18 protein-coding genes are annotated in these 21,969 nt (G+C 40.2%); 1 reads left to right on the top strand and 17 read right to left on the bottom strand.

The genetic code is table 11. The features are described 5' to 3' along the window. Positions 1–10 precede the first annotated feature (10 nt). From skfF to NSQ70_RS01100, 13 genes are all read right to left on the bottom strand, one after another. Positions 11–1,432: a sporulation killing factor system integral membrane protein gene (gene skfF, locus NSQ70_RS01160; protein WP_342502376.1), complete on the bottom strand. Its 1,422-nt coding sequence runs from the start codon at positions 1,430–1,432 to the stop codon at positions 11–13. Continuing rightward, a complete protein-coding gene (locus NSQ70_RS01155; RefSeq protein ID WP_178896771.1) occupies positions 1,425–2,147 on the bottom strand; it encodes an ABC transporter ATP-binding protein in 723 nt (240 codons plus the stop codon). The genes skfF and NSQ70_RS01155 overlap by 8 nt, the downstream gene beginning before the upstream one ends. A gap of 17 nt (positions 2,148–2,164) precedes the next feature. Beyond that, positions 2,165–3,655: a type II CAAX endopeptidase family protein gene (locus NSQ70_RS01150; protein ID WP_138278026.1), complete on the bottom strand. Its 1,491-nt coding sequence runs from the start codon at positions 3,653–3,655 to the stop codon at positions 2,165–2,167. Next, positions 3,648–4,883 carry a sporulation killing factor system radical SAM maturase gene (skfB, locus tag NSQ70_RS01145; protein ID WP_178896770.1) on the bottom strand — a complete coding sequence of 412 codons (1,236 nt, stop codon included), beginning with the start codon at positions 4,881–4,883 and terminating at the stop codon, positions 3,648–3,650. The genes NSQ70_RS01150 and skfB overlap by 8 nt, the downstream gene beginning before the upstream one ends. A 64-nt stretch (positions 4,884–4,947) precedes the next feature. Then, a complete protein-coding gene (skfA, locus tag NSQ70_RS01140) occupies positions 4,948–5,115 on the bottom strand; it encodes a sporulation killing factor (protein ID WP_017366484.1) in 168 nt (55 codons plus the stop codon). Positions 5,116–5,378: 263 nt separating this feature from the next. Continuing rightward, positions 5,379–5,777, bottom strand: a complete 399-nt coding sequence (locus tag NSQ70_RS01135; protein WP_178896769.1) for a RidA family protein — start codon at positions 5,775–5,777, stop codon at positions 5,379–5,381. Positions 5,778–5,902: 125 nt separating this feature from the next. Further along, positions 5,903–6,415, bottom strand: coding sequence for a PadR family transcriptional regulator (locus NSQ70_RS01130; protein WP_178896768.1), 513 nt, complete (start codon positions 6,413–6,415; stop codon positions 5,903–5,905). A 5-nt stretch (positions 6,416–6,420) separates the two neighbouring features. Then, a complete protein-coding gene (locus tag NSQ70_RS01125) occupies positions 6,421–8,886 on the bottom strand; it encodes an FtsX-like permease family protein (protein ID WP_342502375.1) in 2,466 nt (821 codons plus the stop codon). After that, positions 8,855–9,574, bottom strand: coding sequence for an ABC transporter ATP-binding protein (locus NSQ70_RS01120; protein ID WP_342502374.1), 720 nt, complete (start codon positions 9,572–9,574; stop codon positions 8,855–8,857). The genes NSQ70_RS01125 and NSQ70_RS01120 overlap by 32 nt, the downstream gene beginning before the upstream one ends. A gap of 155 nt (positions 9,575–9,729) precedes the next feature. After that, positions 9,730–10,494, bottom strand: a complete 765-nt coding sequence (locus tag NSQ70_RS01115) for an ABC transporter permease subunit (protein WP_217967605.1) — start codon at positions 10,492–10,494, stop codon at positions 9,730–9,732. Next, positions 10,491–11,408: an ABC transporter ATP-binding protein gene (locus NSQ70_RS01110; protein ID WP_342502373.1), complete on the bottom strand. Its 918-nt coding sequence runs from the start codon at positions 11,406–11,408 to the stop codon at positions 10,491–10,493. The genes NSQ70_RS01115 and NSQ70_RS01110 overlap by 4 nt, the downstream gene beginning before the upstream one ends. A 14-nt stretch (positions 11,409–11,422) precedes the next feature. Then, positions 11,423–11,614 (bottom strand): PLD nuclease N-terminal domain-containing protein, encoded by a 192-nt coding sequence (locus tag NSQ70_RS01105; protein ID WP_003217265.1) that lies wholly within the window; start codon positions 11,612–11,614, stop codon positions 11,423–11,425. A gap of 160 nt (positions 11,615–11,774) precedes the next feature. Then, positions 11,775–12,131 carry a DUF2200 domain-containing protein gene (locus NSQ70_RS01100; RefSeq protein ID WP_058336266.1) on the bottom strand — a complete coding sequence of 119 codons (357 nt, stop codon included), beginning with the start codon at positions 12,129–12,131 and terminating at the stop codon, positions 11,775–11,777. Between the two features lie 201 nt (positions 12,132–12,332). Between NSQ70_RS01100 and NSQ70_RS01095 the strand changes: the two genes are divergently transcribed. Beyond that, positions 12,333–15,764 carry a restriction endonuclease gene (locus tag NSQ70_RS01095; protein ID WP_342502372.1) on the top strand — a complete coding sequence of 1,144 codons (3,432 nt, stop codon included), beginning with the start codon at positions 12,333–12,335 and terminating at the stop codon, positions 15,762–15,764. 57 nt (positions 15,765–15,821) lie between these two features. Here NSQ70_RS01095 and glmS read toward each other — a convergent pair whose 3' ends face one another. From glmS to cdaA, 4 genes are all read right to left on the bottom strand, one after another. Then, a complete protein-coding gene (gene glmS, locus NSQ70_RS01090) occupies positions 15,822–17,624 on the bottom strand; it encodes a glutamine--fructose-6-phosphate transaminase (isomerizing) (protein ID WP_007498541.1) in 1,803 nt (600 codons plus the stop codon). Between the two features lie 579 nt (positions 17,625–18,203). Then, a complete protein-coding gene (gene glmM, locus NSQ70_RS01085; RefSeq protein WP_256688923.1) occupies positions 18,204–19,550 on the bottom strand; it encodes a phosphoglucosamine mutase in 1,347 nt (448 codons plus the stop codon). Positions 19,551–19,575: 25 nt separating this feature from the next. Continuing rightward, positions 19,576–20,982: a YbbR-like domain-containing protein gene (locus NSQ70_RS01080; protein WP_342502371.1), complete on the bottom strand. Its 1,407-nt coding sequence runs from the start codon at positions 20,980–20,982 to the stop codon at positions 19,576–19,578. Then, entirely contained in the window at positions 20,975–21,796 is an 822-nt protein-coding gene (gene cdaA, locus NSQ70_RS01075; RefSeq protein ID WP_008344027.1) for a diadenylate cyclase CdaA, read from the bottom strand. Before cdaA ends, NSQ70_RS01080 begins: the two co-directional genes overlap by 8 nt. Between the last annotated feature and the right edge of the window lie 173 nt (positions 21,797–21,969).

Raw genomic sequence — 21,969 nt, 5'->3', positions numbered from 1 at the left:
ACTCCTCTTTTTAATGAGTCCCACGGCATCGATAACACATCACATAACATACACATCCAGCAATTACACATGTCATCGTTGTAAACCAGCCATCAGTGAACAGATGAATCCTAATGATGACCGCAGCACTTATGACAGATCCGATGAGCAATGATCGATAATAGATGCCCAAAGAAAGACTCGCTTCTCGTCTCAAAGGCTGCGTAAAGGCAAAGAGCCGTATGGTCAAAAACCAAATATAAACCCCTACCCCATAAATGGCCCAATACAATACATCATGAATCTCTAACAAGATAAGAGAAATCAAGTAGACACCATACAACCAAAAGGTTTGAAACACTTCCAATAGAAGAATTTTTTGATATAAAGCACCCGGAAAAAGATACAGCAATCCTGTTTGCCCGTGTCTTACAATCCCAGCGTAATATGAACTGAGCAGGACAGATGCACCAATGACCAGAAAGAATAGAGTCAACCAATCTGAAAAATAAGAACTGACGACATAGTAAGTACCGATCAACAGCATGGTAGATAACAGGTGGAAGGTAGCATACTTTTTGATCATCAATATTTCTAGCCAAAGGAAAGCCCAGATGCCCGTTAATGTTGAAAGCCCCCACCACGTCTTGCTTTTCTTTGGACTTATTGGATTTACATGAACCTGTTTCCCCTCAAACTCCTCCCAAAATGCCGCCTCTTTGACTAACGACTCCATCATCTCTATACGATGACTCGACCTGTACATCATCATGAAAGATAGAATCATCGCTCCAAGTAATATCAATACAGAAATGAATGAAAACTCCTCTATCATGCGTCCGACTTGATACATCAAAGAAGCAGATATCTCCATCATAGACGACTGTTTCAATATCAATTGATTCAAAGTGAGCAATGAAAGACAACCAAACATCAGTATAAAACCAATGAAGAGCACTCGTTTATATACTTGAATGGTTCTTGCACAAGATACCGCAATCATCCATGTTTCGATCATACATAACAGCGCTGTTAACAGGAGTGATTTACCAAGTAGAAAAAAGTACTGCTTCGTTAAACAAAGAAGGAGGATATCAGCCATCACAGCAGAAACAATGAGAAAAGCACATCTCCAAAGAATGTGATATACCCATACACTCATCACAACTGTCCATAAGGAAGCACCACTTCCATACAACCACATGATATCGTTCATCTGACTAGGCAGCCTATTCGAAAACAAACCAAAGCCAGTATAAAGAACAAATAAAACGACAATGATCCATCCAGCTGTACTTGCATTCCAATCGCCCATACTTGAGACTGCGCTCAGCTGAAAACCGATGGCAGCCATCATAAGTAGCAAGATCAGAAAGGGCATTTTCTTTTCTTGATTTTTACTGATCAAGCGCCTTTGGGATTTCATCCATAAAAGGGAAAGCGTGTTATTCACTAGACCACTCCCCTAAGAGTTGAATGACTTCTGCCCGCCACTTCATTTGTTCTTCCTGCCGCTTAGGAACAGTGATACTTTTCATGATGGCACCATCTCGAATCAATATCACCCTGCTAGCCGTATCAAGAACAAACTCTAGACTATGAGTGGACACAAGAACCGAACCTCCTTGAAGGCTCTTCTGTATCAGCCAATCTGACAGCCATTGTTTCGAAGGGATGTCTAACCCAACGGTCGGCTCATCTAAAATAAAAAGGGTGGCATCTTGCACAATGGCCCCTGCTAAGACGACACGCTGTTTTTGACCTCTTGAAAGCCTTCCGCACAATTCGTTCATCTTCATTTCGATATGTACTTCTTTCAACGCCTCAAATACCTTCTCTTTGATCTGTTTTAAACCTTTATGATAGCCCCTCGCACGGAATTGAACATGTTCAGCAACCGTTAAATCTGGGTACAAATATGGCTGATCTGGAATAAGAGCTACTTTTTTTTGGACATGGGAATGACCAGGAGGAAATCCCTCTATGAGTATTTCCCCTTGATCAGGTTGATAGAGACCTGTTAAACATCGAATGGTTGTCGTCTTCCCCGCACCATTAGGCCCAAGCAGCGCCACAACCTCCCCTGCTTCAATGGAAAATGAAAGACCCTCTATCCCATCACCATTGCTATATCGTTTGCTTACATTCTGAACCTCCATGAATGGCATCAAATCTCTCCCTTTTATTAGAGTGATGTATGCTGAGGCTTTTTGGTATGTAGATATCTTTGAAGTTTAAATTGCCATAAGGGCATACAAACGAGCACAAAATTGTGAATAAAATGTGCCGCCAGTACACAAATAAATCCATAATGCATAAAAAGAAAACCAAGAAAACATCCAAAAACAAAAAGATGCGCCCAGCGAATCCATCTTGGATCATAACCAGTAACCTGATGCATAATTGCCCATAAAAAAGATGATATTAAAATGGACAATATCGCATTCCCACTAAACCAAAATATAAGAGAAATCATTAAGAGTCGGTATATCACTTCTTCCCCAATAGAACTTTGTAGACTCATATTAAGCCCTTGTCTTAAAGTAAATCCAGATAAAAACATACTTCTATTCGATAGTTCCGGAGAAATACGTAATTTATTCATTCTCTCTAACAGGTAAAAGACCAGTGATGTGATGCCTAGACTAATTAACCCAGCGCTAAGACCAATAAAAGTTTGTCCAACGATTTCATCTAAAAATTTCATTTCTAATTCATTCGCAAGAGCGCCTCCTGCCAATGAACATATAAATACTACAAATCCTGTCAATAATCCTGCAAACAAAGTAGAGAGTATACCAAGTAATTTAACAGTTTGAACACTCATCCTAGCATCGTAAGCATTTACTATCGTTAACTGTATATCCTCCTTAATTGTGAGAGATTGCACTAGTACAATCATGAAACCCAGCATAAAACTTAATGTGAGGTTAATTTGAACATTCATTAAGACTAAAACTAATATAGCCATGATCATCGCAGCAGCTGACCCTAACATACCTGAGAGACCAAAAGTAGACTCAACTTGTTCATCTCTTATTACTTTATTCATCTGATCCGTTAAAATCTCTGTATCTGTGCCGATATATGTGATCACACCAGATTGCATTTCAACTGTTACCTTAAGTCGGATATCTTCCTTTTCAGCGAGATACCAATATGTTTTAATTTCACGAAAATCCTCTTCTTTTGAACCAGAACCAGTTGGTTTTGTCTTAGCCCATAATCCCTTTGAAGAACAAGTCAATTGATCTTTTAAACCTTCTAGTGAAATCTGACCGTCTTTTTTAGATAATGAAGTTTGCCTTACATCTGCATAAAAAAAGGTCACTTCCCGTTTAGCGTTTACTCCTATCACGAATGATTGGTTTTGGTGAACAAAACGAACACGCCAAGACTCAACCAATCCCATTTCATGAAGTATATGTCGATTTTTTTTAAGTAAACCTAAATGATGTAACTTATTCACTGTTTCATGATCATACCAATAGACTGAATATACCTCCCAAGATTCCACGTCTATGCCCACAAACTCTCTAATAAAATCGATACCCACTTTTCTTGCCTCAATTTTATCTAAAAGGTTTGATTCTATTGTTGACACTCTATACTTCGCAAACAGGAAGAGCCCTATCACTCCAAGACCTGACCACAAAATAAAAGTCATACTATTCATGAGTGATGCCTGCTCTCTTTTCATTTTCAAAGGGGAGATCTGGCTCGGATAGTTCAACTTTCCCTATACATTTACAGTTTTTCGCTTCACATTTCAATTTCAATAGACGTGTTGGTGAACCAATATCAGAAAAAGAATCAGTTAGAATATGACCTAAAGGAATATCCTCTAATTGACAAGGTGTCACATAACCGTCTGCCCTTATATACCAAGCCAAATAACCCGGTGTACAAAAATCAGTTGTAAAAGAACTCTCTTCATGCTCCCAATCAATTATATTCAAATGGTGTCCCCACTTAGAACGTGCCTGCTGTAACTGGCTTTGAACACGATGTTCAAATGAAGTTTCTAGCGCTTTAAAATTCTTTGTAGCACGTCCTACGGATAATGTCTTACCAGCACGGAAAATAGAGGCATTTGCTTTTGCACAATGATCAACAACCTCCGCTACTTGATCAGCGTTCATTTCATTGATGGTCATTGCAACAATTACAGGAACATTCACTTCTGTTAACCGCTGGATGGTTTCCATACTTTCCTGAAAAGCACCTTTCCTTCCCCTTAAGGAATTGTGAGTGTCGCTCGTACCGTCAATACTAATTTGTACAGATACATTTCCTAAATGACTGAGTAATTCCACTTCTTCTTGTCTCCAGTTTAAGCCATTGCTAAAAACGTTTACGTTCGTAAATAATGAACTCGCAACCATCACAATTTCTTTAAAACCCTTTATGAGCTTGGCTTCGCCCCCTGTTAAAGTCACATCAGCCACACCTTGCGCAGCTAGTTTTTGCATCACATTAATCCACTGGGAACATGTTAACTCTTCAGGATAGGGCTTACCGGAACTAGCATAGCAAAAGGAACAACCTAAGTTACAAGCGTTTGTTAATTGGAGAGTACAGCTAATGGGCAAATAGGACTGTAAAGATCCTGTAAATTGAATAGGTTGATCCAATAACCCCTGTGTCCAAGCTTCTGTAAAAGGATGAGCACTCAATTCTTCACGCAACTGATCAGCTGTTAGCTTTTCCTTTTTAACGATTTCCCAGATACGAGCAGTTTTGCTCACGTCTTTATTCTTAGATAATAAAAATGCAAGCTGAGCCCCTCTTCCACTTAATCTAAAGTAATACATTGATTTTCTATCTATCATGACTGCGCCATGAGGCTGCAAATGAATCGCTAGTTCAGGTAAATCGTATTCTGCTAGTTGATTACTTGACATAAATAGACACCCCTTTTATAGAATAAGGAGCTAGCAATATATGCTTAACTCCCTATGTTATTCATTAAATAGCTCTCATTGCAGGATGTGGCAGTGCACAAACTCGTGTCATTGCAATACTCTTTGAGGCCCAGCACCCCATACATCCAGCTGCCTTAACAATTGAAGTACCACCTGGACGCTTAAGGCTTTTTTTACTCACAGATTCCCATTCTTTTTGGTTTCTTGTCATAAGTAAAACCTCCTCTAGAAATTTGCATAGTGTCAATAGACCCAATCGCTATGCACCCTGATATTACCATATGAAAAATGTCGAAGTAAGGGGAATTGTGTAAAATATTCTAAAAAAATACTTAAAAGGTATTTATATCAATAAATTAGAGAGAACTAAATATAAAAAAGATTGGATATGAAAATCCAATCTTTTATCCCATACTTCCCTTATGCAAAAATTTTTCATTATCTACCTCATCAAGACCATCATTAAGCCAACTCTTAAACCGAATCCATATCCCGACAAGCCCAAGCATCCACCTCGACCTTTAAAGCAGGTGAAGCCAAAGCCACCACATAAATCATCGTCATACAAGGCAGGTGGTCTCCTAAAAACTGACCCATGATTCGTTTTCTTCTCTCAGCATCAAACTCACCTACCAAATAAAACACAAGCTTCGTTATATCTTCTACTTTCATATCTGCCGCTTCTACATTGCGTTTTACATTCTCTAACGCTAGCTCGAGCTGTTCCATCGGGCTCGCTGGGATGGTCCCATCGACTTCCATCCCCACTTGCCCTGATAAGGTTAACCAACGCTGCGGTCCTGTTGTCTCTATTTGATGGATGTACGGTGCAACTGGCGCGTGAATGGTCTCAGGATTACGTGATGTTTTCATTGATCAAACCCCTTTTCTGAAAATACAATCAATTTACACCTATCATACCAAACTTTCTTCCCATCCTATCTGCGTATGCTCCGAACGAAGCCAAAAAAAGACCTTTCTTCAAAAGAAAGACCTCTCTAAAATGATGCTCCGCTCCGATGCTCAATTTGATGAATCCAATTCAAATCCGCCTCTAAATGAAGCAGCGTGCCAGAAATCAATAAGTACCGACTCTCATCACCTTGCACAAGACATTCCGTTTTCAGCTTCGTGAGTTCCATCACATCTTTCATGATGACGGCTTTCTGCTGCTGAAGCATTTCTTTTTCATGATGAAATCTGATTTTCCGTGCACAGCCCCATTTAAAGTGAAAATCATCCTTTACAGCATGATACGGAACAGGCGCCAACAGCCATGATTCAAGCTCTTGTCTGCCTTCTTCCGTCACGTCGTACAGCTTTCGATCTTGGTCATCTATTCCCACTGCTGTCACCAATTGATCACGAATTAACCGATCAAGCGTCGTGTAGATTTGACCCGGGTTGATTTTTCCTTTTATTCCGAGCAATGACTCCAGCTCTAGCTTTAATTCATATCCATGATGTTGCTGCTGACAGAGCGATGTTAAAATTCCGTATTTCACTGACATATGATTTAACCTTCTTTGAGAGATGATATCATCTCTATTTTACTCGCTGTCGCACTAGAAATCCACGAAGCCGCTAAACTGAGCGCAATTCCTGCGATCACTGCCAGCAACACATGCACAAATGGCAGCTGAAATGAAACAAATCCACCGAGCCAATCAGATTGGCTTGAGACATATAGAAGAATCACACCAAATAAAATGCCGCCAATCACACCTGATAACCCAATGAGCACACCTTCTCCGACGATCATTTTTCTCACCTGCTGCTTTGTCAGCCCAAGCGCCCGCATGGTGCCAATCTCAGACGTACGTTCAAGCGTATTCATCAGCAGTGTATTGGCTGTTCCAATGCTCGCGAGCCCCATAATGAAAATGAGCATCATAGAAATTAACTCGTTCATACCAGTTAAAGCCGATGTCGTTGATTCAATCTCATCCTCTACTGTTTTCACCTTTGAAAGCCGCTGCCCAAAGTCTTCCCATAGCTGATCTCGTAAAGACTCACCGGCCCCTTTGTCTTTTAACGTAAGCAGGATATCAAGGGGCTGCGTCCACCCTAAATCCTCTTGTAAAAATGTCTGATCGACAAATGCCACATAACCTGAATGATGAGAAGTCTTGACCACATCAATGACTTGTAACTGCTGCCGGCCAGAAGGTGCATTGAGATACACACTCTCTCCAATACGCCCACCCCATTCATCAAACGCACGCTCTCCTAACACGATAGAGGGCTTTTTTGCTAAATGTTGATACAAATCGCCTTTATTGTCATCTTCTATAAAAGACGGGCCCTTTTCCTCTACGCCGATCAGAGAAAATTGTCTTTTCTCTCCATCAGCCGTTTCCCATGTCAAAGGAGCCGCTTCCATCATCGGTTCCACCCGCTCAACAGCCTCATAGGATGACAGCTTTTCTTGATCCGCTTTCGTCCATGGGGCTTCAGAAGTAACCCTGAGATCGCCTCCATACGTTTGACGAATCTCTTTTTCGTAGCCATTTGGAGCCGATTCAATGACCGCACTTAAAAGCAAGATCACAGCAATCCCAACAGCTAGAATCGCCGCCGTATTGGCATTTCGATTCAGTTGCTGCGTGACATGCTGCGCTGATAGATGACCTGGATAGCCAAAAACAAGCTTCAAAAGAGGCGCCAACAACCGGTTCAAAAAGAGCAGGAAAAATGGGAATAACAGAACCATGCTGGCTAAAATGGCAAGATAAGCAGCCGGATGATCCACCCATATGAATGAAAGCAAGCCTATCCCTATCGCCGCTCTAATGACCGATTGTTTCTTCGGTGCAGAAGTTTGGGTGGTGGATTTTAAAGTCAGCAGCACAGACGTTTTCCCTGCATGATAGATCGGAAATAACGAAAACAGCACAGGGAACACAATACCAACGATCACTGCTATTACAACAGGCACTTGCCAATCTAACGAATACACCATATCAAAAGCAAACACACCAAGCAGTGTTTGCATGAACACATCCCCAAGCCAAACGCCAATCGGTACCCCAATGACGGTTCCAATACAAGCCAAGATCAAAACCTCAATCAACATCAGCTTAGAAACAGAGCCCTGTGTATAACCGAAGCTCTTCATGATCGCAAATTCTTTTTTTCGTTCCATCACACTCGTATAGATCATATTAAACACGATAAAACCGCTCATAAACATCGACAGCCCTGCGATGAGGTAAAAGAACGTGTACAACCCGCCAATGTCATTACTTTGCCGGTCATCCGCCACCACAGGCTGGACAAAAACATCGGCATCCTTGAACTCTTTCTGTAAAGATTGAAAGAGCTGCTCTCCGCCATCATTCGTCTGAAATCTCATATAGGAAAGCTGATGATCGAGTCCCGTCCAGTCTCTCAATAAATCAAGCGGCGCCATCACACGAAAGCTCGATGATTCTGCACCCTCCCAGTCACTTGGACTTGAAAGCAGCTGTGTATATTCCACAATGGCAGATACCTTCGCTTCGCCCAAATCAGAAAAACGAATGGTATCTCCCACCTTCTTATTCAGCAGTTTCGCCACAACATCTGGTATGACCAACCCCTGATTATCCAAACGCCCTTCAATCACAGGCAGCTTCAGTAAAGAGCTCGTTTGATCTTGTACTCCGGTAATGCGCACCGCCCGTTGGTTAAGAGAGTGATCACCTTCTACATCAAAAAACGTCTGTTTATCCAGCGCTAATAATGATCCTGTCACATCAGGATGCTTTAAAATGGAGGAGATCTGTTCCTCATCATACGTATGATCATCACTCAACACCCAATAATCTGCATCAGCGACATACATTTGCTCATAGTAATGAAACACATCATTTGTCGTTCGATCGGCAATGAGCATCGACGTGACAAAAGCGATCCCAACCATGATGCCTAAGACAGAAATGGCGAACCGCTTTTTATGCTGAAGCATGTTACGCCATGAAATTCGCCACATACTGAGCATAATCATCATCCTTTCTAGAAATCACTTGATCAATAACACCGTCTTTAAAAAGGATGATTCGATCCGCAAACCCCGCTGCGAAAATATCATGCGTCACCATAATAATCGTCTGCTTGCTTTCTCGATTGAACTTGCACATTAACGCCAAAATATCCTCCGCTCTATGTCGGTCCAAGTTCCCCGTCGGCTCATCTGCTAACAGCACTGACGGCTGATTGACTAGAGCTCTTGCAATCGCTACACGCTGCTGCTGCCCGCCGCTCAGCAAACTAGCCCGTTTCCGCCCAAGCCCATTCAAGCCGACAGCCTCTAACAGCTCTACAACCGTCTGTTGATTCTCCTTTGTTAAACGTCCATCTGCATGCAGCGGAAACGCCACATTTTCTTCGACAGTTAATGTAGGCAGCAGCTGATAATTTTGAAACACAAACCCAATCTGTTTTCTGCGAAAAATCGTTCTCTCTTTCTCATTCATCTCACTTAACTGATGCCCATCTATCAAAATCTCTCCATCAGTAGGCAGATCAAGCCCGCCTAACAACTGAAGTAATGTACTTTTTCCAGAACCACTCGGTCCCATCACCGCTACAAACTCCCCTTCTTCTACCGTCAAATCAACGCCCCTCAACACCTCAGTCCGCTCCTGGCCTTGAAAAAATTCCTTCTTCACATGCTTGATCTGAATCATCTGCAAACTCCTCCCATCCCTTTACGGAGTAATTATATACTAAGTATATATTATTTCAACATTTAAATCATGATAATATGTATTTATATCTTATTTATTACTTACTAAATATATAAAAAACCCTTTAGATTTTCATATCCAAAGGGTACACCATGCTACAATTCTTGTTTTCTAAAAAGAAACCATCCGATGAGAAAAAAGAAACCAATCAATACCGATACACCTAGAAAGCTTGTAAGTGCCTGATCCGAATAAGTCCCTCTATGAATCATCTCTTCAGCCGCACTTGTGACGCCTTTAGGTGCAAACTTCCCTAATGTATCCTCATAAAACGAAGGAACGGTAAACAGGATGAGGTTGATCAAAAGGGAAACGCCGCCCGCAGTCACTGAACGCTTAAAGAACGCCGATGCACAAATGGTCGACACCACAATGAGCAGTAGGTTTGGATAATACAAAAGCGTTCCTTTTAACACATCGCCCCAAGCCACATGCCCAAATTGAATGTCCACATAATATACGGAAGTAAGCACCGCCACTATCAAACTAAACAAAGTTAAACAGGCATAGGCACATATTTTTGAGGCATAATAACTCATTCGACTGATCGGTTTCACCATAATCATCGCCGTCACCCCAGAGGCACGCTCTCCAGCAATCGTCCCCATCACGATCATAATCAGGATAAACACGCCGAGCGAATCAAATTTACTCAATGCACTGGCTAAAGCTTCTCCAGCACTAGGCTCTGGTATATAAAATGTAGACCCTTCAGGTAAATTAGCCGATTTCGATAAAAGATCCGGCAGCATTTTGAGCGTAATAGGCTGCGTAATCATTAAAATCGTAAAAATGATCGGCACAAATAAGATTTTATAACTAGTGAATAACTCCCTAAATTCCTTTTTCAACATCATCATGCCGTCACAACCTTCATGAAAATATCTTCAAGCGTTAGCTTAGATAGTTGATATTGGATAAGAACACCTCCAGCTTCAGTGATGATGCCCGGCAGCTCCTTCAATGCCATTTGTTGATCGTTCACTCGCACCTGATAAGTGTCCCCTGTCTCCATGCATTCCTCCACCCAATCCCGTTCTTTTAACAAAGCCACTAGTTTCGTATTCTGTTGTTCTAATTGAAATTCAATCACGGGCTGGATATAGTCTTCTTTGAGCTGTTTCATCGAAGAGGACATCTCAATTTTGCCGCTGTTGATCATGATAATATGATCCGCCACACGTTCAATGTCATCTAAAATATGGGTCGACATAAAGATCAGCATCTCATGCTTTAGACGCTCAATCAAAGTCAGGACGTCTTTTCTCCCCATGGGATCAAGTGCCGACACTGGTTCATCTAGAATAAGAACCTTCGGGCTGTTGATGAGTGCCTGCGCAATGGCAAGTCTTTGCTTCATGCCTCCGCTGTAGCTGCCAATGGCACGATCCTTCGCCTCGTATATGCGGCAAAGCTTCAACAATTCATCTGTTTTGGAACGAATGGTGTGTTTCTCTAAATGAAATAACCCGCCAACCCAATGCATCCATTCCTGCCCCGTCATATCCTGATAAAATGCAGGATGCTGCGGACAGTACCCGATCACCTGACTGATTTGATCCATGTCCTTTTCGACATCAAAACCTGCCACCTTCACAACGCCAGATGTAGGACGAGCAAGCCCCGTCAAAATCCGGATCGTCGTTGTCTTCCCCGCTCCATTGGCTCCTAAAAAGCCAACACATCCAACCTCCCCAACAGAAAACGAAACATCTTTTAACACTTCATGCCGTCCATACGATTTCGTCAGGCCGTGACACTCCAACATATTCAAGCGAATCCCCCCTACTAAGATTGTTTACGACCAAAAATGAAATACGCAATAGGACCAGCACTCGCCACAAACACAATCACCAAAGCCCAAACCCACTTCACCTCTCCCCTAATCCTCGATGGATCTCTTTTCAACAAATCAAACAAACCAATCACCATTAAAATCGCTTGCAGCAAAATAAGAGGTAAAATCATCTTCATATCCATCCACGCCACTCCCTTTTCAAACATCAATTTGTTTTGGTATTACTTCTTTTGACGACATGAAAAGAGGATTCGTTCAAACAGATTTTATTTTTATCGATCGAATGATCTATAAATATAAAAAAGCCCAGTGAAGGTTATTCACTGGGCTTGATTGTGATGATCATGACGAACCTCGCAAAATCTTCTCCATCGTCTTTCCTTTCGCTAACTCATCAATCAACTTATCTAGATACCGAATGTTTTTCATCGTTTCTTCCTCAATGTCCTCTACTCTAACACCACAGATGACTCCTTTAATTAAACTGCGGGAAGGATGAAGCTCAGGAGCCTCAGCAAAAAAGGCTTCAACGTCTATCTGCTTGTCCAACTGTTCCTGTAACTCTGCTGGACTGTACCCCGTCAACCAACAAATAATCGTATCAACCTCAGCCTTCGTTCGACCCTTTCTCTCTGCCTTTGCGATATAGAGAGGATAGACTTTTGCGAAGCTCATTGTGTAGATTTTAGGTTTGGTCATTTGTTATTCCTCTTTTCTTTCTTAAAGTACTTTTATCCATGCAATAGAAGATAGTTACCCTCACGTTTTAATCTACCTAATCTTTTATGTCCGATCTAATAATGAGGAATCTAGCTACAAAATATACATTACAATAATATCCATATATACATAAATTATGATATAATTAATCGCTATCAACATGTGAAAGGAAGAAGAAAATTGTCTAATTACGATTTTCATGCATTACTTCAACCATTAGAGTTTGAAGTGTTGGTATGTGATGTAGTCTCTCAAAGAGAGAACGTTCCCTTTAGAACCTTTAAAGAGGGGCGAGATCAAGGCATTGATGGTTTTTATACAGACGGTAAAACCGAAACCGTCATACAAGTAAAGCGTTATGCTCAGCAATCTTTTAAGCCTTTAATACATTCTTTAAAGCAAGACCTACAAAAAGTTCGCAAATTACAACCAGATCGCTATATCTTAGGGATATCAATGGAGTTAACACGTCAACAAACGAAAGATATTGTTGAATTATTTAAAGAATTCAATGTGACTGAACACGATATATTAGATAGGGTTGAATTGAACAGACTCCTTTCACAGCCAACTTACAGAAAAGTGATAATTAATCAACCAAAGCTTTTAATTCCAAATTCAAATGTGCTTGAACACTTGTTAAAAGAATACCTACATAGTCGCATTTATAGAGAATCTGCCTATAGATTAAAAGATGCTTGTAAAACAGCTAAAACTTTTATACCTTCAAAAGTCTATAGATCAGCAGTTTCGAATTGGGACATTAATCGAACTATCATACTTTCCGGAGAACCAGGTGTTGGAAAAACAACAATCGCTCAAATTCTAGCTTTAGCCCATTTGTATCAAAATCATTTAAACGGATTTAGATGGGTATACTCAATCGATGATATATACAGTATGTTAGATGAGCACCAGATACAAGTTTTTATTTTAGATGATTACTGGGGAAGTATCCTCGAAAAAGAAAAGAATAAAAAAGAAGAAGCACGCTTAGCTAAGTTAATAAAGGATATCGAAAATTTCCCTAATGATACAAGATTAATTATTACAACAAGAGAATATATTCTTCAACAACTCATTCATAAAAGTCCTTTACTAAAAAAAGTATTTAATAACTATACCTTAATTTGCAACTTGGAGGCATACTCCGAGAGTGAAAAAGCAAGTATTTTATTTAGTCGTCTCTACTACTCAAAACTAAATTATGAGCATGTTAACTATTTGCATCTTCATACAGATGAGATTGTATATCACGACAATTATAATCCAAGGGTACTATCACTATTTTTAGATCAACAACCTAAAAGTTATGAAACACCAGAAGATTACTTAAATCGATTGTTAATGTATTTAGATTGTCCAAGTGATTTTTGGAGAGATATTTTTGATAATTTATCTAATGAAGCAAAATTTGTAGCTTTTTTACTACTAATTACTTCAACACCTTCATTACAAGAGGATGTAGAAGTCGGCTACAAAAATTCTTTACATTATTATTTCAATGAAACGCATACGAAGAATTTAAGTGAGAGTCTTAGAGAACTTGAAGAAACCATGATCAAGACCGTTTATGATGATGCGTATGATGATATCTTTATATATTTTATAAACCCATCAGCACAAGATTTTCTTCTTGACTTCTTGAAAGAGAATTGTGAACAATGGATTCCTAAACTACTGCCTTGCTGCTCTTTCTATAATCAATTATTGTTTCTACTTAAGAATTTATCACCTTCGTGTAGTTCAAACCTTAGTGAACAGATCATACAAAGTTGCATAGAACATTATGATGATTATACAACTAGTTTTTCAGAAAACGAAAATATATACAATATTGATATTTTAGAACTAGAAAAGGGGAGCTTAGATAGATTCTTTGATTTACTTAGAATTTATCTAACACAAAATCAAAAACACCCGAGACTTTATAAATTTTTAGAGTATAAAATCAATCAGTACTGTATTGATATGGGAAGTAATGATCCTAAAGAATATCAATATAATGATTTGCATAATTTACCTGGTTATATCGTAAGTTGCACAAATATTGGAATGGCTTTTAACGATTATAAATTAATAGATAAATACTTTAAAAACGCCTTTAGTTTGTTTCATTATAAAGCGATGGAGCGTTTTCGAGAAATATTTCCTAATGAGTACGAAATATTTTATGAATCTTTTAACTCAAAAATCAGAAAAAATATAAAACAATTAATTTTTTCAGAGCTAGAATTTTTAGATGAATACTGCATGGATGTAGAATTAGATATATTAATTGATAGCATTCCTGATTTATGTGATTTTTTTGGCGTTCAATACTCAATAGAAATGGATAGAGAAATTGAGCTTTTATATGGACGTTCTCCTACACGAATAAATAATGACAATTCAATAGTGAACAGTCATTTGCCAACTGAGAATAATTCAAGTGAACATGGTCTAAATACAGTCAAGTATAACGCATATGATTGGATGTATGGAAAAGAAGAAGCATTCATAGAAAACGATGAAGTTATCGAACTTATATCAAAAAGCAAACTTTCGAATGTGGTCAAAGATAAACTAATTCTCATATTAGACAATTATTCACCAGTTTACATCTACCAATTACTAAATACTAAAGAATCTTTGAATTTGTTAATTTCAACATTAGAAAAAGACGGTTCAACGCTACCTGAGAGAGAAATCGACTTATATATGAAAATGTTAAACTACTTAACTCAAGGTGATTCTACATTATTAATAAATTTAATTGACTTTTGTGTTGATTCATTTTGTTCATTCATGTATCGGGAACAACCTTTATTTCGAAAAAGGGAATTTTTAAAAAATAACATTTATAGTGATCATTTAGCAAATAACCCTGAACTCAAAAATATTGTATATGAACATTTAATATTAGAGGATGAACAGTGGTTACGGTTTATTAATATTCCATTATTCGTCGCTTCCTTTTCGATGAGTATAAGTTTTAGCATTAATGATGATGAATTACTAGAAATCTACCCCGAAATATGGGGTGAAAATTCAAAAAAAATCAAACGCATAAAGCTGGAGAATGGAAAAAAATTATCTGAACTTTTTTATCCTGAATTTGGAGAATACTACATCTATAACAGTGAGTGGGAGAGTATATTATATAGACTTTTTGAAGAGTTAACACCATATCATTTTAATCAATTCTATGTTGAACCTGCCATTAAGCGATTTATGAAGCAATTGGGGGATGGCGATGAATCATCAAAAGTATTACAACTCATGTCTACTATGAATTTATTATTGGAATATGAACAGCATGATGAGATTAATCATATCGGCCAACAATATAGTATTAATGACGAACAAAACCTTATTGAGAAATTAGAAATAGCTGATTTTGATTTTTGGGATTTACCTCCGATTCCCCAAAATACATTGACTTCTTTAATTAAAAGTGACTTAATAAAACGCAAAGCAAATAATTGGGAAATAACTGTTTGCAAAATAGAAAACATCAGTTTATTAAAAGAACTTGGAGTTTATAGTCACTCATTAACATGCATAAAAAAGATTGAAAACCTCCTTAAACGCTTTGAAAATGGTGATTATTCAAAAATAATAGTACCCTAAACAAAAAACACCCCTTTAATAGATTCTCAAAGGGGTGTTTCATTATTAAAATTAAACCTACTCCACCGTCACACTCTTCGCAAGGTTACGTGGTTTATCCACATCACACCCGCGGTGAAGGGCTGCGTAGTAAGCGATCAGCTGTAATGGCACAACAGATGCAAGTGGTGCAAGTGCTGGGTGTACTGCTGGAAGGACGAAACGGTCGCCTTCGTCTTCTAGGCCTTTTAGTGAGATGACACATGGGTTTGCACCACGTGCAACGACTTCTTTGACGTTACCGCGAATGCTGAGGTTCACATGCTCTTGCGTGGCAAGGGCAATGACCGGTGTGCCTTCTTCAATTAAAGCAATTGTGCCGTGTTTGAGTTCTCCGCCAGCAAAGCCTTCTGCTTGGATGTAAGAGATCTCTTTTAGTTTGAGTGAACCTTCAAGGCACACATAGTAATCAAGTCCTCTTCCGATAAAGAATGCGTTACGTGTCACTGTGAAGAAGTCACGAGCGATTTGTTCCATTTCATCCTTTTGATCGACAAGGGCTTCCATTGCGTTTGCCACAATCCCAAGCTCTTTCACAAGATCAAAGTCAAGAGATTGACCATTTAATTCAGCTGCAACAGATGCAAGGATCGCAAGAACAGCGATTTGTGCTGTGTAGGCTTTTGTTGAAGCCACTGCGATTTCTGGTCCTGCATGAAGAAGCAGTGTGAAGTCTGCTTCACGAGAAAGCGTAGATCCTGGTACGTTTGTGATCGTTAATGCTTTATGACCAAGCTCTTTGACTTGAACAAGTACAGCACGGCTGTCCGCAGTCTCCCCAGATTGAGAAAGGAAGATGAACAACGGTTTTTTCGATAGAAGCGGCATGTTGTAAGAGAATTCACTTGCTACATGGACTTCTACAGGTACTTTCGCCCAGTCTTCAATGTATTGTTTACCAACAAGTCCAGCATGGTAGCTCGTTCCGCAAGCCACAATGTAAATGCGGTCTGCTTCTGCTACTGCGCTTGCGATATCGCCAGCGACTGACAGCTTGCCGTTTTCGTCTTGATATTCTTGGATGATTTTGCGCATCACTAGCGGCTGTTCATCCGTTTCTTTTAACATGTAGTGAGGATATGTGCCTTTCTCAATGTCGCTTGCATCCAGCTCAGCGATATAAGAAGGACGTGTCATAATATCACCGTCAAGGTTTTTAATAATAACCTCGTCTTTAGTAACAATGACCATTTCTTTATCCATTAATTCCGCATATTCGTTCGTTACTTGAAGCATCGCCATTGCGTCAGAAGCCACAACGTTGAAATCTTCTCCGAAACCAACCAATAACGGGCTTTTGTTTTTCGCCACATAGATTGTTTCTTTGTTTTCGTTATCGAAAAGGGCAATCGCGTAAGAGCCTTTTAGTTGAAGAAGCGTTTGACGGAAAGCTTCCTCTGTATCAAGACCTCTATTCACAAATTGTTCGATGACTTGAACAACAACCTCTGTATCTGTGTCGCTTTTTAGTGTGACGTCTTGTAAATATTCGCGTGTCAATTGTACATAGTTCTCGATGACACCGTTATGAACAAGCGTAAAACGGCCAGAAGCACTTTGATGCGGATGCGCATTTAGATGGCTTGGTACACCGTGTGTTGCCCAGCGTGTATGTCCAATTCCTGCTGAAGATGCCACGTTTGCATCAACGACTTCACGAAGTTCAGCGATACGTCCTTTTTCTTTGAACACATGCACGCCATCTTCGTTTGCCACAGCGATACCTGCTGAGTCATACCCACGGTACTCAAGCTTCTCTAAACCTTTTAATAAGATTTCCTTCGCATCATTCTGACCAATATAACCTACGATTCCACACATAAATATTCTTCCTCCCGATCATGTGAAAGGGACAAAGAAAGCCTACTAAAATAGAAGGGACATTTCTTCGTCCCTCTCTACATGTTTATTTTGGGAGATCATGTGTATTCCCTTTGTACAAAGAGTCACCTCTTTGCTTTAAAGAAACACTTACGGCTGTGATCTCTATATTTGATCAGCCGGGAGGCATCCGCCGAAAAATTCGATAACCTCCATCCTCGTCAACTAAGCATCTGTCTCGTTCGATCGCTTAGTTCGGGCGCTATAATTATAAGAGTGGCTGAACATCTACCCTGCCTTTCCTGCTAGAATAAAAATCCAGTAACACAAGGATGATTGTACTATAAGGTCTGACCTCCGTCAATCACAATTTAGCGGGTGATCCCTTTCATGTGAGAAAGTAAGACCTCCCTACACTATATGCGATGAGGCTTGTCACGTTCTACCTTTGATGTGCTCTCTTATGTATGAAAGCAAGCAGCAAATTGCACTCGCTTATATCATTCGTATAGAACTTTCCTCTTATGACGTTTATTCGAAAAAAAGCAAACCGCTGCTTAGCGATTTGCTTTACATCAATTACTCAATACCCATTTCTTCTTTGACAACAGCCGTAATGCGAGCCACGTATTCATCACACAGCTCTTTTGTTTTCGCCTCTGCCATGACACGTACAAGCGGCTCTGTTCCTGATGGACGCACAAGGATACGTCCGTCACCGTTCATCTCTTTTTCAACCTCTTGGATCACAGCTTTTACTTTTTCATTTTCTTCCACTTTATACTTATCAGATACCTTCACATTCACTAGAAGTTGCGGGAATTTCTCCATTTCAGCTGCAAGCTCTGATAATGTTTTTCCTGTTGCTTTTAGTGTATTCACCAGCATGATCGCTGAAAGCATGCCGTCACCTGTCGTATTATAATCAAGGAAAATCAAGTGGCCTGACTGCTCGCCTCCGACATTATAGCCATCCTTTTTCATCGCCTCGACCACATAGCGGTCACCAACAGCGGTTTGAATGCTCTTAATGCCTTGCTTCTCAAGCGCTTTATAGAAACCAAGGTTACTCATGACCGTTGACACGACCGTGTCATCCTTCAATCGGCCTTCACCCTTTAGATAACGTGCGCATATGTACATAATTTGATCGCCGTCTACAATATCACCTTTTTCATCGACTGCAATTAAGCGGTCGCCGTCACCATCAAACGCAAGACCAATATCCGCTCCTTTTTCTTTCACAAAAGCAGAAAGTGCTTCTGGATGAGTAGAACCTACGCCATCGTTGATATTCAATCCGTTTGGTGATGTTCCCATTGTTGACACATCTGCATCTAAATCTGCAAATAAATGTGTTGCAAGAGAAGATGTTGCACCATGTGCACAGTCAAGCGCTACGTGAATACCTGTGAAATCCTCGTCTGCTGTCTGTTTCAAGAATTGCAAGTATTTCTGACCGCCTTCAAAGTAGTCATTTACTGTTCCAAGGTCCGCTCCAACTGGGCGTGGCAATTGATCGACCGGCTGATCCATCAGCTGCTCGATTTCAATCTCCTGTTCATCTGACAGTTTAAAACCGTCACCGCCGAAAAATTTAATTCCGTTGTCTTGAACTGGGTTATGCGAAGCTGAAATCATGACACCTGCTTCTGCATCCATTGCTTTCGTTAAATAAGACACACCAGGTGTTGAGATCACACCTAAACGCATGACTTCAGCCCCAATTGAAAGTAAGCCTGCTACGAGTGCTCCTTCTAACATATGACCAGATACACGCGTGTCTCGTCCAACGAGTACCTTTGGACGTTCTTTATCCTTCGTGAGCACATAGCCGCCAAATCTCCCAATTTTAAATGCGAGCTCTGGCGTTAATTCGCTATTAGCCACACCCCTTACACCATCAGTTCCAAAGTACTTGCCCATGTTTCAATCGCTCCTTTTTTACCATTCAAGAGGACGCTGCGTCCTCTTTGTTATCTTCTTTGACCCGCTGTCTTTGACTCGATTCTTTTTTTGCTTTATCTTGTGTAGATTCCTTTTGACTCTTCTCTTCCTGATCATCATCGGATGATTGATCTTTCCGATCATTCGTAGAAGCCGGCTGATCTTCTGTATCAGTAGAAGTCAGTTTCACTTTGACCTTCGATCTAGATAATGTCCATGTCACATTTTGAGGGCCATTCACTTGTACTTTGACCTCATGTGTTCCTTCGTTTAAGTCCCCGACATTGATATAGGCTTCAATATCTGAAGCCTTTAGTTTATCAATTGCACTCTTTGAACCTTTTGCTGTTAGTGTGAGACGCCCAGAAGACGGACTCACAAATTCAGAGCTAAGATCCTTGCTCAGACCCACGACAGAAATTGGGACATTATCGATCTTTTTTTCTTCAGCTGTTGCAACCTTCACTTTGATTTTAACAGTTTCAGGCGATACCTTTTTCACACCATCTGGCAGTGGAATGTCAGCATCAATCTCTGTATCATCTTTAATCTTGCTTAGGTCGAGCTTAACGCCGTCAATAAAATCAAGTGCATCCAGCACATTTTGAGAACCATAGACAGTCACCTCACTTGGGCTTGTCTCGATGCTTGAGATACTGATCCCATCTGGCAAGCTGCCCGTCCGCTCAATCTTAAACGGAACTTTCTTGCTTGGACTCGTAATCGGGACCGTAATATCTACCACAGACGGACTCACTTCGACTGGCAGCTCATTCCCACTGCTATCATACACAGTGAGCTTCGCTTCTTTCTCAATTTGCTGATCGACATCCTCTAAGTTCACAAATGCTTTAATGACAGAAATTTTGTCGATCACGTCTTTTGAGCCAGTAACCGTGACATTTTTCGGATTAACAATAGGTTGCTCTGGTGAATAGCCGTCTTTAATTTTATTTTGATTATAAAATTCAGTTTCAACAGGGAATTCAGCTGTCGTTTTTTCTTGTATCGTCACAGTCGTCACAGACGGATTAATCGTTAATGTAATTCCTTTCGATACATCTCTTGCCTTCAATTCGACTTTATGTGTACCTGTCGTAAGGTTTTGCATATCTGCGTAAATTTCAAAATTTTTCGTTTGTCTTGCTGTTTTCACAGCACTAGTTGATCCTTTAATCGTGACATTGACTGTCTGCGGCACACCAGTGACTACATACTTTTCATCATCATAATACGCTTTAACAGGAATGTCCGTTAAGGTTGCTTCGTCTGTTGTCGATGTTGGGAAAAAGGATTCACCGATTTTTTTCGGCGTGGGCGCTTGCGCTGAATTGACTGCACCATACAGCAATAAAGCGAAGACCAATGCAAGAAACTTAACGGCCCAGCGATTATTCAAAATCTTATCCATTTTTCTTGCCCCTCCAATACCATTTGGTCGAGGAAGCATCTTTGCTGTTCTTACTAAACTCAGCAATCAGCATTTCTTCAAGCGCTTCTTCTGTCAATTCTCGATGGAGATCACCATTTCTTGCGACACTAATGCCGCCTGTCTCCTCGGAGACAATGACGGTTAAACTGTCCGTTACTTCACTAATACCAACTGCCGCGCGGTGACGTGTACCGAGCTCCTTAGAGATAAAAGGACTTTCAGACAGCGGTAAATAACACGCCGCAGCTGCAATCTCGTCACGCTTCATAATCACAGCGCCGTCATGAAGCGGTGTATTCGGAATGAAGATATTAATCAGCAGCTCAGAACTGACCTTTGCATTTAAAGGAATTCCGGTCTCTATGTAATCATTCATCCCAGTATCGCGCTCAATCGTTAACAGCGCACCTATTCTTCTTTTTGCCATATAGTTAATTGCTTTTGTAATTGCCTCGATCGTTTTCTGCTGCTGTTCCTCTACAGGTGTTCCGCTTCTAGAGAAGAAACGGCCGCGCCCAAGCTGCTCAAGCGCTCTCCTTAGCTCTGGCTGAAAAATAATAATGATCGCAAGGAACCCCCACGTGATCGCTTGATCCATCAGCCATTGAAGTGTGTTAAGACCGAGATACGCACTTCCCATCCTGACGAGAACAATGACGACAATTCCCTTTAAAAGCTGAACCGCTTTTGTTCCGCGGATGACCATCATTAATTTATATATCACATACCAAACAACGAGAATATCAACAGCATTACCGAGGTACTGCAAAAAAGGAATATCCCCTAAAGCCATTTCCTCGTCCTCCAGAATTTTCAGTTATTCTTCGTTCGATTCATTTTTTATAAAAAAAGAGCCTATGTGTAAGTACATAGCGTGGCTATTATACCACATTTTGTTTCAGCAAGGAAAATAGTTGCCATATCTGGCTGGCATTCAAGTCTGTCCATCAATAGAAAAAGAGCAGT

The organism is Bacillus sp. FSL R5-0397, from assembly GCF_038593395.1.
Lineage (GTDB): Bacteria > Bacillota > Bacilli > Bacillales > Bacillaceae > Bacillus > Bacillus altitudinis.
This window is presented reverse-complemented; position numbering and strand designations above follow the sequence as displayed.

What these genes read in the sequence shown, in the direction of transcription:
- NSQ70_RS01155 (WP_178896771.1), bottom strand. Translation starts at nt 2,147, where the DNA reads ATGCCATTCATGGAGGTTCAGAATGTAAGCAAACGATATAGCAATGGT.
- NSQ70_RS01150 (WP_138278026.1), bottom strand. Translation starts at nt 3,655, where the DNA reads ATGAATAGTATGACTTTTATTTTGTGGTCAGGTCTTGGAGTGATAGGG.
- skfB (WP_178896770.1), bottom strand. Translation starts at nt 4,883, where the DNA reads ATGTCAAGTAATCAACTAGCAGAATACGATTTACCTGAACTAGCGATT.
- skfA (WP_017366484.1), bottom strand. Translation starts at nt 5,115, where the DNA reads ATGACAAGAAACCAAAAAGAATGGGAATCTGTGAGTAAAAAAAGCCTT.
- NSQ70_RS01135 (WP_178896769.1), bottom strand. Translation starts at nt 5,777, where the DNA reads ATGAAAACATCACGTAATCCTGAGACCATTCACGCGCCAGTTGCACCG.
- NSQ70_RS01130 (WP_178896768.1), bottom strand. Translation starts at nt 6,415, where the DNA reads ATGTCAGTGAAATACGGAATTTTAACATCGCTCTGTCAGCAGCAACAT.
- NSQ70_RS01125 (WP_342502375.1), bottom strand. Translation starts at nt 8,886, where the DNA reads ATGCTCAGTATGTGGCGAATTTCATGGCGTAACATGCTTCAGCATAAA.
- NSQ70_RS01120 (WP_342502374.1), bottom strand. Translation starts at nt 9,574, where the DNA reads ATGATTCAGATCAAGCATGTGAAGAAGGAATTTTTTCAAGGCCAGGAG.
- NSQ70_RS01115 (WP_217967605.1), bottom strand. Translation starts at nt 10,494, where the DNA reads ATGATGATGTTGAAAAAGGAATTTAGGGAGTTATTCACTAGTTATAAA.
- NSQ70_RS01105 (WP_003217265.1), bottom strand. Translation starts at nt 11,614, where the DNA reads ATGGATATGAAGATGATTTTACCTCTTATTTTGCTGCAAGCGATTTTA.
- NSQ70_RS01100 (WP_058336266.1), bottom strand. Translation starts at nt 12,131, where the DNA reads ATGACCAAACCTAAAATCTACACAATGAGCTTCGCAAAAGTCTATCCT.
- glmS (WP_007498541.1), bottom strand. Translation starts at nt 17,624, where the DNA reads ATGTGTGGAATCGTAGGTTATATTGGTCAGAATGATGCGAAGGAAATC.
- glmM (WP_256688923.1), bottom strand. Translation starts at nt 19,550, where the DNA reads ATGGGCAAGTACTTTGGAACTGATGGTGTAAGGGGTGTGGCTAATAGC.
- NSQ70_RS01080 (WP_342502371.1), bottom strand. Translation starts at nt 20,982, where the DNA reads ATGGATAAGATTTTGAATAATCGCTGGGCCGTTAAGTTTCTTGCATTG.
- cdaA (WP_008344027.1), bottom strand. Translation starts at nt 21,796, where the DNA reads ATGGCTTTAGGGGATATTCCTTTTTTGCAGTACCTCGGTAATGCTGTT.